Origin of the sequence: Pseudomonas sp. GD03944, assembly GCF_029839275.1 — a bacterium.
Classification (GTDB): domain Bacteria; phylum Pseudomonadota; class Gammaproteobacteria; order Pseudomonadales; family Pseudomonadaceae; genus Aquipseudomonas.
Window position 1 is genome coordinate 27,626 of the sequence record NZ_JAOCAH010000003.1, and the last position, 14,367, is coordinate 41,992.

Below are 14,367 nucleotides of genomic sequence, written 5' to 3' on the forward strand. Positions count from 1 at the left end.
GCGTACTCCCGATTCGATTTTGAGTGGGGCGTCAATCAGTGCAGGTCGAGGTCTTCGCCGACCTTCAGCAGATCCATCAGGCGGCCGGCCAACGGGCCGATTTCCGGCAACTTGCGGCGTTCCAGGGGGTTGTCGCGAAACGGCAGGTCAATCTCGATTTCTTCGATGATGGTGCCGGGGCGTGCGCTCATGACCAGGAGGCGGTCGGACAGGGCGATGGCCTCGACCAGGTCATGGGTGATGAACAATGCGGTTTTCTTCTCTTCGAAAAGCATCCGCGCCAGATCCTGTTGCAGAATCATCTTGGTCTGCGCGTCGAGGGCCGAGAATGGTTCGTCGAGAAACAGTACCTGGGGGTCGATCGCCAGGGTGCGGGCCAGCGCTGCACGTTGACGCATGCCGCCGGACAGCTGGAACGGGTAGTGATCACCGAAACCATGCAGGTGGCAACGCTTGAGCAGGTTTTCAGCGATGGCGGTGCGCTTCGTTGCTGCCATTCCCTGGATTTCCAGGCCCAGCTCGACGTTCTGCCGAATGCTGCGCCAGGGCATGAGCAGGTCCTTCTGCAGCATGAACGCGACCTTGGGTACCGGGCCGCTGACCACTTCGCCACCGACCAGCACTTCACCCCGGGTGGGGAGGTACAGGCCGGAGCCCATATTGAGAATGGTGCTCTTGCCGCAGCCGGAGGGGCCGATGATCGAGACCACCTCGCCGCGGCGAATGGTGAAGTTCACGTCCTGAATGGCGAAAGGCGCTTCGGATTGTCCCTTGGTCGAGAACGACTTGCCGACATTACGGAACTCGATTTCGGTAGGGGCATGTTCGGTTTCTGAGTGTGTGGCGTTCCAGGGCGAAGCGATTGCGTACATCTCTTTCACGGCCATGGGGAAACTCTCGGGTCTGTCTTATTGGTATTGAACTCCGCTGAGTGCATTAAGAATGCCAGTCACAAAAAGTGCTGATTTAATTTAAAAATTCTTTATTAATCATGTGGTTATGTCGTGTAAGAAATTTCCTTACGTTTTATATATGGAACATGGTTTTTTATATGGGACAGAATTTCACAGTGTGACCGTCGGACGCCGGGAGTGAGCCAGAGGCTGGTGTGCAAGCGGTAACGCTGCCGAGGGACATTTGTTTCATGGGTGAAACCGATGCGGGCTGCGCCGTGCTCAACATCATGTGCGGGTCGCCGCAGTCCCGATGGCCCGAAAGGCCTTCTTTCGTTTTCTACCTGAGTATCAGGCTGGCGTACCGCGTAGGACGCTGGCTAAGCTCATCGCTCTATCTGACAGAGGTCCTGTTTATGCCCCCGTCATGGCCGGCTACCGATATCGCCCAGCAGATACTCGCGGGTTTCGACGACTACCGTGAGCATTTCCGCCAGATCACCGACGGCGCCCAGGCGCGCTTCGAGCAGGCGCAGTGGCAGGAGGCGCAGCAGGCCTCGGCGGCGCGCATCAACCTGTACGAGGAAAAGGTCGGTGAAGTCAGCGACGGCCTGCGCCAGCGGTTCAGCGCACAGCTGCTCGACGTCACCCAGTGGCCGCTGGTGAAGAGCGCCTACATCGGCCTAATCGACTTGCGTTTCGACGACGAACTGGCGGAAACCTGGTTCAACTCGATCTTCTGCAGCCTGTTCAGCCACGACCTGATCAGCGACGGCTGCATGTTCATCCACACCACCCGGCCGTCGCTGCACGACCGCCAGCGTGCGGCGCAGACCCGTCGCTACCGCTGCGAGCAGAACCTCGGCGACATGCTCCAGGCGATCTTTGCCGACTACCGCTTCGCCGTGCCGTTCGCCGACCTGCCGCGGGATCTGGCGCGCCTGGAGCGTCAGTTGCGCGCCAGCCTGCCGGACTGGGTGTGCAAGGACCCGGTGCTAACGGTGGAACTTTTTTCCTCGGTGCTGTATCGCAACAAGGGCGCCTACCTCGTGGGTCGCGTGTTCACCCAGGACGAACAATGGCCGCTGGTCATTCCGCTGCTGCATCCCGAGGGTCAGGGTATCCAGGTCGATGCAGCGATCACCGACGAGGCCGAGGTGTCGATCATCTTTTCCTTCACCCGCTCGTACTTCATGGTCGATGTAGCGATCCCGGCGGAGTTCGTGGGCTTCCTCAAGCGCATCCTGCCGGGCAAGCACATCGCCGAGCTGTACACCTCGATCGGCTTCTACAAGCACGGCAAGTCGGAGTTCTACCGGGCGCTGATCAACCACCTGGCGACCACCGACGACAAGTTCATCATGGCCCCCGGCGTGCGCGGCATGGTGATGAGCGTGTTCACCCTGCCGGGGTTCAACACGGTGTTCAAGATCATCAAGGACCGCTTCTCGCACGCCAAGAGCGTCGACCGCAATACGGTGATCGAGAAGTACCGCCTGGTGAAAAGCGTGGACCGGGTAGGGCGCATGGCCGACACCCAGGAATTCGCCGATTTCCGCTTTCCCCTGAGCAAGTTCGAGCCCGAGTGCCTGGCCGAGCTGCTGGAGGTGGCGCCGTCCACCGTGGTGGTCGAGGGCCACAGCGTGCTGGTGCGCCACTGCTGGACGGAACGGCGCATGACACCGCTCAACCTGTATGTCGAGAACGCCAGCGAAACCCAGGTGCGCGAGGCGCTGGACGATTACGGCCTGGCGATCAAGCAACTGGCGGCGGCCAACATCTTCCCCGGCGACATGCTGCTGAAGAACTTCGGCGTCACCCGCCATGGCCGCGTGGTGTTCTACGACTACGACGAGATCTGCTACCTCACCGAGGTCAATTTCCGGCGCATTCCGCCCCCCCGTTACCCCGAGGACGAAATGTCCTCCGAACCCTGGTACTCGGTCGCTCCGCTGGACGTGTTCCCCGAGGAGTTTCCGCCGTTCCTGTTCGCCGATATCCGCCAGCGCCGGCTGTTCAGCCAGCTGCATGGCGACCTGTACGACGCCGATTACTGGAAGGGCCTGCAAGCGGTCATCCGGGCCGGCAAGGTCATCGATGTATTCCCCTATCGCCGCAGAGTCGACCAAGACCCCCAATGACTGTTCATTCGAAAACCTGGTTCAACGCCGTCGCCGGCATCTTTCTCACCAGCGGGGCCAGCAGTTCGCTGGCCGACACCACCGACGAAACGTCGGTTGCCGAAACCGCTCCGTTGATCATCACCTCGCCCCGCACCAGCAGCCGCTGGCTGACCGCCCCCGCGGCGGTCAGCGCGGTGGATGCCCAGGACGCTCCCGGCGAGCAGAACCTGGCGCTGGACCGCCTGCTGGCGCCGGTGCCCGGGGTGTTCAGCCAGAACCGCTACAACCTCGCCCAGGGCCTGCGCCCGTCGATTCGCGGCTTTGGCGCCCGGGGCAACTTCGGCGTGCGCGGGGTGCGGGTGCTGGTCGATGGCGTGCCGCTGACCATGCCCGACGGGCAGACCGAACTGGACGGCCTCGACCTCGGGCTGGTGGAACGCATGGAAGTCATCCGCGGGCCGGCATCGGTGCTGTATGGCAACGCCGCCGGCGGCGTGCTGGCGATCCAGACCCGGGAACCGACGGCCGAGCCCCATGCCGCGGTGGAACTGAGCGGTGGCGAACTGGGCTACCGGCGCCTGCGCGCCGAGGCCTCGGGCATGCACGACAACCTGGGCGGGCTGCTGGCCTTCAACAGCACGCAGCTGGATGCCTACCGCGAGCACTCCCGGGCGGAAACCAACAGCCTGACCGGCAAGCTGCGCTGGTACAGCGATGCCGGCCGGCTGGGCCTGAGCTTCAATGCCATCGACAACCGCGCCGAAGACCCGGGCGGCCTGACCGCCGCCGAAGTACGGGCCGACCGCAACCAGGCGGCGCCGAACAACCTGCGTTTCGATGCCGACGAGTACATCCGCCAGCAGCGCCTGGCGCTGGTCTGGGACGGCTTCGCCAGCGGCGCCGACGAGTACCAGCTGCGCAGCTACGTGGCGCGCCGCGAGTTCGGCAATCGCCTGTCGTTCACCAACGGCGGGCAGACCACCTTCGATCGCCTGTCCGGCGGGGTGGGCGGGCAGTACAGCCATCACCGCGAGATGCTCGGGCTGCCGCACAAGCTGACGGTGGGCTTCGACGTGGAAACCCAGGAGGACGACCGTCGCCGCTACGACAACCTGCTGGGCACCCGGGGCAACCTGACCCAGCGCCAGGACGAGTCGGCCGACAGCAGCGGCCTGTTCATCGAGGACGAGATCACTCTCAGCGACAAGTGGCAGGCCACCCTTGGCCTGCGGTACGACAAGGTGCGCCTGGCGGTGGACGACCGCTTTCTCGCCGACGGCCGCGACGACTCCGGCTCGCGCAACCTGGAGGACTGGAACTACAGCCTGGGCCTGAGCTACCGGTTGAGCGCGCACCAGTCGCTGTACGGGCGGATTTCCACCTCCTTCGAAACGCCCACCGTTAACGAGCTGGCCAACCCCGGGGGGGGCGGTTTCAACCCGGGCCTGAGCCCGGCCCAGGCGCTGAACCGGGAGATCGGCCTGAAAGGCGAGTGGTCGACCCTGCGCTACGAACTGGCGCTGTTCAGCATGGACCTGGAAGACGAACTGGTGACCTTCACCTTGCCCGGGCAGCCGGGGCGCAATTTCTACCGCAACGCCGGGGAATCCAGCCGCGACGGCCTGGAAGCCAGCCTGCAGTGGCAGTGGCACGAGCGCTGGCGCCTGACCACGGCCTACACCTACAGCCGTTATCGCTTCGACCAGTACCAGGTGGCAGGCACCGATCTGCAGGGCAATCACATCGCCGGCCTGCCGCGCCAGACGCTGTTCGCCGAACTCGGCTACGAGCACGAAGGGGCGTACGCGCGGCTGAATGTCAGCGCCTTCGACCACATGTTCGCCGACGACCGCAACGACGTGCGGGTGCCGGGTTATGCGCTGACCAACCTGCGCCTGGGCAAGCGCTTCGATGTCGGCGAGCAGAGCTGGGAGCCGTACCTGGGCGTCGACAACCTGCTGGATCGGCGTTACTTCGACAACGTGCGGATCAACGACGCCAACGGTCGCTACTTCGAACCCGGCCCGGGCCGCACCCTGTACGTGGGGATGCGCGCGACGTTCTGAGGCCTGTCGCGGCTAAAGCCCCTCCCACACAGGTGGCCCACACAGGCGGCTGTGGGAGGCGCTTCAGCGGCGAGCTTTTCATATCGGCTCGGCGCAGACGTCCTACGACCGCTCGGCATGAAAGGCGGGCGTTTTGCCGCACTTTCATCTAGGCTTGGGTCAGGTACCCTGAGTACCCAGTCGATGTCCTTGGCAGGAGGAAGTCTCATGATCGCCAAGATGCAAAACACCCTGGAAGACCTGCTGGTTGCCCTCGGTCTGCTGGAACGGCCGCAACCGCAGCCTGTCCCGGTACGCAACAACCCTCCGCGCGAGCCCCAGGCTCCGCGTCGTCGCCGCTGATTCACGCGGCGTCCACCGTGTCCGTCCTGCCCGTCCGGCAGGCGGCGTTCCAGAGCGGGTGAGCACCGTTAGCCGGCGTTCATCCCCATTCTGTTCGGGCCTGTTCAGGCCGTCATCTACCTGCGTTTTTACCTGCGTCACATGCCGACCTTCGGCTGCCTGTCGCGAGGCGCTTGGGTATTGGACTTTCCGCTGAGAGCGTTCCTTGTCGCGCGGACCTATTCTGCAAGCAGTATCAATCGGTTAGGGGCGACATTGCTGGCACTGTGCCAAGTCTGTGCTAGACCTAATGATTGTGGGCCGGGAAGTACACATCACCTTCAACGACAGGGATTGCAGCAATGCGCCAGAACCTCCCAGTGACCCAGCGCGAACGCACCTTCGCGGGAAATGAGCGACTGATTTCCACCACTGATCTGAACAGCAAAATCACCTACTGCAATGACGCATTCGTCGAGATCAGCGGCTTCACTCGCGAAGAGCTGATCGGGCAACCTCACAACCTGGTTCGCCACCCGGACATGCCGCCCGCGGTGTTCGGGCACATGTGGGACACCATCAAGCAGGGCAAGCCCTGGATGGGGATCGTCAAGAACCGCTCGAAGAATGGCGACTTCTACTGGGTCAGCGCCTACGTCACGCCGATCTACGAGAACGGCCGCATGGCTGGCTACGAGTCGGTGCGCTCGCTGCCCACCGAGGCGCAGAAGCGCCGGGCCGAAGCGCTGTATGCGCGCCTGCGCAATGGCAAGGCGCCGGTGCCCAAGCTGGAATACCTGACCTACGACCTGCTGCGTTCCTGGCCGCTGATCCTGGCGGGACTGGTGATCCTCGGCGCCCATTACGTGCTCAGTGGCGCCTGGCTGATGGCGTTTATCCTGGCCACCCTGTTCGCCCTGGGTTCCTACCAGCTGTACAGCAAGCGCCAGCTGATTCGCAAAACCCTCGCCGACCACCCCAAAGCCTTCACCAGCGCCCTGGTGGCCCTGACCTACAGCGACAACCGCGGCGCCCAGGCCTTGCTCGACATGGCGATGATCAGCGAGGAGGCGCGCCTGCAGACGGCCCTGACGCGCCTGGAAGACGCCGGGGTCAACGTCAAGAAACACGCCGCCCAGGCTGCCGGGCTGGCGCGTTCGGGGGCCGAGTTGCTGGACCAGCAGCGGGTGGAAACCGACCAGTCGGCCACGGCGATCAACCAGATGGCAGCGACCATCCAGGAGGTCACGCACAACGTGCAGAGCACCTCCCACGCCGCCGAGGAAGCCGAGCACCTGGCCCAGCAGGGCCGACAGCTGGCCAGCGGCAGCCTGACCTCCATGCAGCACATGGCCAAGGCGGTGGTGGACATCGGCCAGGCAGTCAACGACCTGGCCAATTCGACCCAGTCGATCGGCAGCGTCGCCGACGTGATCACCTCGATCGCCGAACAGACCAACCTCCTGGCCCTGAACGCAGCCATCGAAGCGGCGCGGGCCGGGGAGCAGGGCCGGGGCTTTGCCGTGGTCGCCGACGAGGTGCGGTCCCTGGCCTCGCGCACCCGCGAATCCACCGAGCAGATTCACCAGATCATCGCCTCGTTGCGGGCTGGCGCGGAGCGGGCGGTGGAAACGGCGGGGCGCGGCGAGGAAATTTCCAAGGAGAGTGTGCAGAGCGTCGAATCGGTGCGTTCTGCCCTGGACGGCATCAGCGAATCGGTCAGCCGCATCACCGGCATGAGCCAGCAGATCGCTGCGGCGTCCGAGCAGCAGAGCCACGTGGCGGAAGACATCAGCCGGCAGATCACGCGCATCGCTCAGCTCTCCGACCACAGCGCCGGGCAGGCCCACCAGGGCGCCGCCACCGGCAAGGAACTGGAACAGATGGCCGATTACCTGCATAGTCTGGCGGAACGTTTCAATCGCTGAGTGGCCCGCCGGGCATGGGCCGCTTACGTTCGTCGGCGGCCTATGCCGTTTCCGTTGACCTGATCGAAGAGTGTTCCATGAGTACCAGCAGCCAGTCCCCCGTCGTGCTGATCGCCGACGAGGACCCCTGGACCCGCGACCTGTTGCAGCAACTGGTGCGCACCGCCCGCTGCGATGCGCGCATACGCGGCGTGAGCGACGGGTCCAGCGCCCTCGACCAGTGCCAGCGCGAGCGCCCGGCACTGGTCATCGCCGACTGGGCGCTGCCCGGTGTCGATGGCCTGGAACTGCTGCGCCAGTTGCGGCGCAACCGCCAGGCGCCGGTGCCGTTCTTCCTGCTGTCGAGCAAGGCCGACGCCAACAGCGTCAAGGCCGCCTTGCAACTGGCGCCCACCGCCTACCTGACCAAACCCTTCGACGCGGAAAAGCTGCTGCAGCGCTTGCGCCAGGTGCTGATCCTGCCGGGTGAGGAGGTGGTCTGCCCGATCCCGGCCCTGGCCCAGGGCGAAAGCCTGGACGCCTTCCTCGACCGCTGCCGTGACAGCGCCCAGGGCGCGCCCATGCTGGAGTCGGTGCAGGAGGCCGTGCAGCGCCTGAGCAGCAACAATTGCGACCTGGGGCAGCTGGAGCGCCTGTTCGGCGTCGACCCGCAGCTCACCGCGCAGCTGATCGCTGCCGCCAATTCTGCCGACCGCCAGCGCGGTGCTGCCTGCCAGAGCCTGGCCCAGGCGCTGCCGAAGCTGGGCCTGGTGCACGCCCTGAACCTGGCACTGGGGGTGGCGATGCAGCGCAGCGCCAACCTGCAGCATGACGTGCTGGCGACCAGCGCCGCGCACTACTGGGCCTTGTCCCAGCGCACCGCCGATCACGCCCGCTGGCTGGCGGTGCGCCTGCGGGCCAACGCCGACCGCTGCTACACCGCCGGCCTGCTGCATTGCCTGGGCGACCTGGCGGTGCTGCGCACCCTGAATGACTGGCACGAGGCCGGTGGCGAGCTGAGCGAGCTGCAGATCGTCGGTGCCCTGCGCGCGCATTCGGCGTCCTACGGCGCGGCGTTGCGCACCCGCTGGCGCCTGCCGCTGGAGATGCGCGAGCTGATCGGCGCGGCGTGGAAACTGGGCAGCGGGGTGTTTTCCCGCGAGGCGCTGATCATGAACGTGGCGGCGCAACTGGCGCACCTGCCGGCAGAGGCGCCGACCGACGAGGTGCTCGAGAGCAAGGCGGCGCGCATGCTCGGCATCCAGAAGGCGCTCTTCGCCGAATTGCCCCGGGCGGAAACGCCGACGTAAGCCAGCCTCGCTCTGTGGCACACTGGCGCGCTGAGGAGAACCCGATGCCGCGCCCCCGTTGCCCCCGCTGTTGCCGCCCCCAGGTGCATTGCCTGTGTGCCCTGATTCCCCATCTGCCGAGCCGAACCCGGGTGCTGATCCTGCAGCACCCGAGCGAGGTCGATCACGCCCTCAATACTGCGCGGCTGGCGGCCCTGGGCCTGGCCAATGCCGAACTGCGGGTCGGCGAGGTGTTCGACGACCTGCCGGCATTGCTGGCACAACCGGGTTATCGCGCGCACCTGCTGTTTCCCGGGGACGACGCGCAGGTGCTGCCGGCTGCCGGCGAGGGCGATGAAGGGGGGGCGATGTTGCTGGTGGTGCCCGACGGCACCTGGCGCAAGGCGCGCAAACTGCTGCACTGCAACCCGGCGCTGGCTGCCTTGCCACGGGTTACCCTGGCGCCGGGCCTGACCTCGCGCTACCGCCTGCGCAAGGCGCCGGAGCCCGGTGCGCTGTCGACCCTCGAAGCGGTGGTCGCCGCGCTCAACCTGATCGAGGCACCGGCCACCTTCGACGCCTTGCTCGCGCCGTTCGAGGCGCTGATCGAGGGGCAGATCGCGGCCATGGGCGAGGACACCTACCGCCGCAACCACCAGCGCGACGGCTCGCCCGACTAGCGCTCGCGCATGGCTTCGGAACGGGCCTTGAGCACCGGCTTGAGCAGGTAGTCCAGTACGCTTTTCTCGCCGGTGATGATGTCCACCGTGGCGATCATGCCGGGGATGATCAGCAGTGGGTGTTCGTCGCTGCCCAGGTGGCTTTTCTCGGTGCGCACCTGGATCAGGTAGAAGCTGTTGCCTTCTTCGTCGGTGATGGTGTCGGCGCTGATCAGTTCCAGGTTGGCCTTCATGCCGCCGTAGATGGTGTAGTCATAGGCGCTGAACTTGACCATGGCCTTCTGCCCGGGGTGGAGGAAGGCCACGTCCTGGGGGCGCACCCGGGCTTCGATCAGCAGGTTGTCTTCCAGCGGGACGATTTCCAGCATGTCGCTGCCCGGCTGCACCACGCCGCCGATGGTGTTGACCTTGAGCTGCTTGATGATGCCCTTCACCGGCGAGGTCACCGTGGTACGGCTGACCTTGTCCTCGATGGCCGAGCTGGTGGCGGTGATCTTCTTCAGCTCGGTGCGCACTTCGTTGAGCTCCTTGAAGGCGTCGGAGCGGAACACCAGTTCGGACTCGTCGATCTTGCTCTTGATCTCGCTGACGGCGGCTTCGGCGCGGGGGATCGCCAGGTTGGTGGCGTCCAGCGAGCCCCGGGCTTCCACGGCGCTGCGGCGCAGGCGAAGGATTTCCACCTGGGAGATCGCCCCGGTGGCCACCAGCGGCTGCGACATGTTCAGTTCCTGCTGCAGCAGGCCGAGGCTGGAGCGGTACTGCTGGGCCTTGGCGCGGAATTCCGCCAGTTCCTGGCTCTTCTGTCGCAGCTGTTCGTTGAGGGTGCGTTGTTCGCTCTGCAGGCGCTGCTGCCGCGAGCGGTACAGCGCCAGCTCGTCCTCGGCCAGTTGCGGTGCTTCGTTGGCGATCTCCTCCGGCATGGCGATCGGCCGGCCCTCGGCTTCGGCTGCCAGGCGCTCGACGCGGGCGATCAGCGCCAGGCGATCGGCTTCGGTCTCGCCCTTGTTGGACAGGAAGCGGGTGTCGTCCAGGCGCAGCAGCACGTCGTCCTTGTCCACCACCTGGCCTTCGCGCACGAAGATTTCGCTGACGATGCCGCCTTCGAGGTTCTGGATCACCTGGATCTTGCTCGACGGAATGGCCTTGCCCTCGCCGGTGGTGACTTCCTCCAGCACCGCGAAGTTGGCCCAGACCAGCGCGCAGAGCAGGCAGGCGCTGACCGCCCAGACGGTGATGCGGGCGAACCAGGGCGAGTCTTCGAGGATCGCGCCGTCGACTTCCGGCATGAATTCGGTGTCCTGCCGGCGGCTGCGCAGGCTGGACAGGTAATCACCGATGTTCTGGCGTACTTCCATGGGGCTGTCCTTCTGTCCGGGGCTAGCTGGCGGCCGGGCCGACACGGCCCTTGCGCAGCGCTTCGATCACCGACTCCTTGGGGCCATCGGCGACGATCTGGCCGTTGTCCAGCACCACCAGGCGATCCACCAGGCTGAGCATCGAGGTGCGGTGGGTGATCAGCAGCAGGGTCTTGTTCTGCGTCCAGCCGTGCAGGCGGTTGCGCAGGATGTCTTCGCTGGTGTTGTCCATGGCGCTGGTCGGCTCGTCCAGCAGCAGGATCGGCGGGTCCAGCAGCAGCGCCCGGGCCATCAGCACCGCCTGGCGCTGGCCGCCGGAGAGCAGCTGTCCGCGCTCGCCCACCGGGCGGTCGAAGCCTTGCGGGTGCTGCCGGGCCATTTCGCTGACGCCGGTCAGGTCGGCCACTTCGAGCATGCGCGCGTCGCTGATGTAGCGCGCGCCCAGGGTCAGGTTGTCGCGCAGGCTGCCCGCCAGCAGCGGCAGGTCGTGAGCGACATAGCCGATCTGGTGGCGCAGATCGGCCACGTCCAGTTGGCGCAGGTCCAGGTTGTCGAGCAGGATCTGTCCTTCGTCCGGGGTGTAGAAGGCCATCACCAGCCGGGCCAGGGTGCTCTTGCCGGAGCCGCTGCGGCCGATGATGCCGACCCGTTCGCCCTGTTTCAGCTTCAGGGTGACGTTGTTCAGCGCCGCGGCGCTCTGGCCCGGATAGCGGAAGGTGACCTGGCGGATCTCCAGGCTGCCGCTGAGCTGGGTGCGGTCCAGCGGACGCTGCTTGGCCTGGCGCTCCTGGGGCAGGGCCATGAGCGCGTCGGTGCTGGTCATGGTCAGGCGTGCCTGCTGGTAGCGGGTGATCAGCCCGGCGATCTGCCCCAGGGGCGCCAGCACGCGGCTGCCGAGCATGTAGCAGGCCACCAGGGCGCCGACGCTGAGGTCCCCGGCGATGATGCTGTAGACCCCGGCGACGATCGTCGCCATGCCGGCGAACTGCTGGAAGAACATCGTGCCGTTGGTGGCCAGCGACGACAGGAAGCGCGCGTGGCTGTCGAGGCGGGTGAGGGCGCCGTGGGTCTTTTCCCAGCGGTGCTGGCGCTCGCTCTCGGCGCCGCAGGCCTTGAGGGTTTCCAGGCCGCCAAGGGTTTCGATCAGCAGGGCCTGGCGCTCCGAGGCCAGGGCCAGGCTTTTCTCCACGGTGTCGCGCAGGCGGGCCTGGATGATCAGGGCGAACAGCGCGGTCAGCGGGAAGGCCAGCAGCGGAATGACCACCAGCCAGCCGCCGAGCAGGCCGATCACCACGATCATCAGCACGGCGAAGGGCAGGTCGATCAGGCTGGTCAGCGTTACCGCCGTGAGGAATTCGCGCAGCCCCTGGAAGTCGTGGATGCTCTGGGCGAAGCCGCCGATGGTGGCCGGGCGGGCCTTCATCGACATGCCGGTGATGCGCTCGAACAGGGTGGCCGACAGCACCACGTCGGTCTTCTTGCCGGCGGTGTCCAGCAGGTGCGCGCGCAGCACGCGCAGCAGCAGCTCGAAACCGGTGCCGACGAACAGGCCGATGGCCAGGACCCACAGCGTGGAGGTGGCCTGGTTGGGCACCACGCGGTCGTAGGTCTGCATGACGAACAGCGGCACCATCAGGCCCAGCAGGTTGATCAGGAAGCTGGCCAGTACCGCGTCGGTGTAGAGCCAGCGCGAGAGTTTCAGGGTGTCGCGGAACCAGGCCTCGATCCGTGGCACCAGGGGCGTGCGCACTTCCTCCAGCTCGTGCCGCGGCCGGGCGAAGAAGGCCCGGCCACTGTAGGCCGCATCGAGCTGCTCGCGGCTGACCCACTGCTCGCCGCCTTCCGCTTCGCACGGCAGGATCAGCGCCTGGTTCCTGTTGTCCCACTTGCGCAGCACCGCGCTGCGACCGTCCTTGAGCAGCAACAGCACCGGCAGGCTCAGGGCCGAAATCGCCCCCAGCTCGCGGCGCAGCAGGCGCCCCTGCAGGCCGGCCCGAGCCGCTGCGCGGGGCAGCAACTCGGCGTCGAGGCACTGCTCGGGCATCGGCAGGCCGGCGCTCAGGCTGCCCCGGCTGACCGAACAGCCGTGCAGCTTGCACAGGATCAACAGACCATCCAGAAGCGGATCGTCATGGCTCAAGCGCGGGTCACTGGCGGTGCCAGTCCGTTCCATGGTCGTCACGTTCTACTGCTCCTCTGCCGGTACTACTTCATTTCCGGTAGACGCGCCTCGCTCTTCACTTCCGACAGGGCGACGGCTTCGGCCGGGACAACGACCTGCTGCTGGCGCAGCAGCTCACCCATGGCCGCCATCACGCGGTACATGGCGAACTCTTCGGTGAAACGCACATCGGTGTAGCGACGGTTGGCGGTGAACAGCTCGTTCTCGCTGTCGAGCAGGTCGAGCAGGGTGCGCTGGCCGAGGCCGAACTGGTCCTGGTAGGCGCCGCGTACCCGCGAGGTGTAGTCCGCGTAGTCGCGGGCCTTGGGCGTTTGCAGGCGGGCGTTTTCCATGGCGTTCCAGGCCAGCGAGAGGTTCTCGTTGATCAGGCGCAAGGCGTTGTTGCGGATGTCCATCGACTCGTTGACCTGGTGCGCGGTGGACTGCAGGCGGGCCTTGTCACGCATGCCGTTGAACAGGTTGTAGTTCATCACCACCGCGGCCCGCCAGGTGTTGTAGTGGCCCTCGTCACCCTGCACGTTGTCATCGGCGCTGGTGGCCAGCTCCACGTCGAAGCGCGGGTAGAAGGGCGCCTTGGCGGTCTCGTACTGCTTCTCGGCGGCATGCACGTCGGCCTGGGCGGATTTGAGCAGCGGGTTGTTGTCCATCACCATCTGCCGGGCCGTCATCAGGTCGGCGGGCATCGCGCTCTTGATGCTGACCGGTGAGCTCAGCTCGTCGGGCATGCGGCCGGTGGCGCTGAAGAAGTTCGCCTCGGCATCGGCCAGGTTGACCTGTTCGGTGTAGAGGTTGTTTTCCGCCAGGGCCAGGCGCGCGCCGGACTGGTCGAGGTCGGCGGTGCTGCCGACACCCTGGCGGCTGCGCAGGTCGATCTGGTCGTTGATGCGCTGGTGGGCCTGCAGGTTGTTCCTGGCCAGGTCTACCATCTCGCGGCGCCGGAGCACGTCCAGGTACACCTCGACGGTGCGCAGCGCCAGGCTTTCCGAGGTGCCGAGCACGCGGTACGCCCGGGAATTGACCACCGCTTCGGTGCGGCCGACCTCGTTGGGGGTGTTGAAGCCGTCGAACAGCATCTGCCGCAGGCGCAGCTCGGCGTTGCGGTAATTCAGGGTTTCGGTGTTGTGGTCCCCGTCCAGGGCACGCGTGCTGGGGCTGTCGGTGTTTTCCCGGCCATAGCCGACCAGCAGGTCGACGGTGGGCAGGTAACCGCCCTTGGCGATTTTCACTTCTTCATCCGACGAAAGGCGGCTGTTGATCCCGGAACGAATCTCCGGGTGGTTGTCCAGCGTGCTCTGGATGGCTTCGGTGAGGGTAATGGCCTGGGCCTGGGAGCAGGCCATCGCCAACAGAATACTGCTCCACAGCGGATTGAAAGCTCGCATGTGTGAATCTCCATAGATAGTTGTGCTGTTCTTGTCGCCAAATATTTGGCTTTTTTGCCTGTAAAACCGTTTCAGGCTTGTAACATCACAGCTAAGAACAACTTTTGGAGAAGCTCAGAAGAATTTCGCACAAGGCTTATTCCGAAAAAAACTTATGCAGACTTTGAAA

At 65.5% G+C, this 14,367-nt stretch carries 10 protein-coding genes; 6 read left to right on the top strand and 4 right to left on the bottom strand.

Going from position 1 to position 14,367, the window contains the following annotated elements; genetic code table 11:
• Positions 1-35: 35 nt before the first annotated feature.
• Positions 36-872, bottom strand: coding sequence for an ABC transporter ATP-binding protein (locus tag N5C28_RS06165; protein ID WP_279821538.1), 837 nt, complete (start codon positions 870-872; stop codon positions 36-38).
• 437 nt (positions 873-1,309) lie between these two features.
• On the opposite strand from N5C28_RS06165, the gene aceK reads away from it, so the two are divergent.
• From aceK to N5C28_RS06195, 6 genes are all read left to right on the top strand, one after another.
• On the top strand, positions 1,310-3,034 hold the full coding sequence (aceK, locus tag N5C28_RS06170) for a bifunctional isocitrate dehydrogenase kinase/phosphatase (protein WP_279821105.1): 1,725 nt from the start codon (positions 1,310-1,312) through the stop codon (positions 3,032-3,034).
• Positions 3,031-5,082, top strand: a complete 2,052-nt coding sequence (locus N5C28_RS06175) for a TonB-dependent receptor (protein WP_279821106.1) — start codon at positions 3,031-3,033, stop codon at positions 5,080-5,082. The genes aceK and N5C28_RS06175 overlap by 4 nt, the downstream gene beginning before the upstream one ends.
• A gap of 207 nt (positions 5,083-5,289) precedes the next feature.
• Positions 5,290-5,424 (top strand): PA1414 family protein, encoded by a 135-nt coding sequence (locus N5C28_RS06180; protein WP_279821107.1) that lies wholly within the window; start codon positions 5,290-5,292, stop codon positions 5,422-5,424.
• A 341-nt stretch (positions 5,425-5,765) separates the two neighbouring features.
• Positions 5,766-7,331, top strand: a complete 1,566-nt coding sequence (locus N5C28_RS06185) for a PAS domain-containing methyl-accepting chemotaxis protein (RefSeq protein ID WP_279821108.1) — start codon at positions 5,766-5,768, stop codon at positions 7,329-7,331.
• Between the two features lie 77 nt (positions 7,332-7,408).
• Entirely contained in the window at positions 7,409-8,620 is a 1,212-nt protein-coding gene (locus N5C28_RS06190) for an HDOD domain-containing protein (RefSeq protein WP_279821109.1), read from the top strand.
• 44 nt (positions 8,621-8,664) lie between these two features.
• Positions 8,665-9,279 (top strand): DTW domain-containing protein, encoded by a 615-nt coding sequence (locus N5C28_RS06195; protein WP_279821110.1) that lies wholly within the window; start codon positions 8,665-8,667, stop codon positions 9,277-9,279.
• On the opposite strand, the gene N5C28_RS06200 is transcribed toward N5C28_RS06195, so the two are convergent.
• Genes N5C28_RS06200 through N5C28_RS06210 form a run of 3 tightly spaced genes read right to left on the bottom strand, consistent with a single transcriptional unit; the run spans position 9,276 to position 14,198 of the window.
• A complete protein-coding gene (locus tag N5C28_RS06200) occupies positions 9,276-10,634 on the bottom strand; it encodes an HlyD family type I secretion periplasmic adaptor subunit (RefSeq protein ID WP_279821111.1) in 1,359 nt (452 codons plus the stop codon). The genes N5C28_RS06195 and N5C28_RS06200 overlap by 4 nt on opposite strands.
• A gap of 22 nt (positions 10,635-10,656) precedes the next feature.
• On the bottom strand, positions 10,657-12,816 hold the full coding sequence (locus tag N5C28_RS06205; protein WP_279821112.1) for a type I secretion system permease/ATPase: 2,160 nt from the start codon (positions 12,814-12,816) through the stop codon (positions 10,657-10,659).
• A gap of 23 nt (positions 12,817-12,839) precedes the next feature.
• Positions 12,840-14,198: a TolC family outer membrane protein gene (locus N5C28_RS06210; protein WP_279821113.1), complete on the bottom strand. Its 1,359-nt coding sequence runs from the start codon at positions 14,196-14,198 to the stop codon at positions 12,840-12,842.
• Positions 14,199-14,367: the final 169 nt, after the last annotated feature.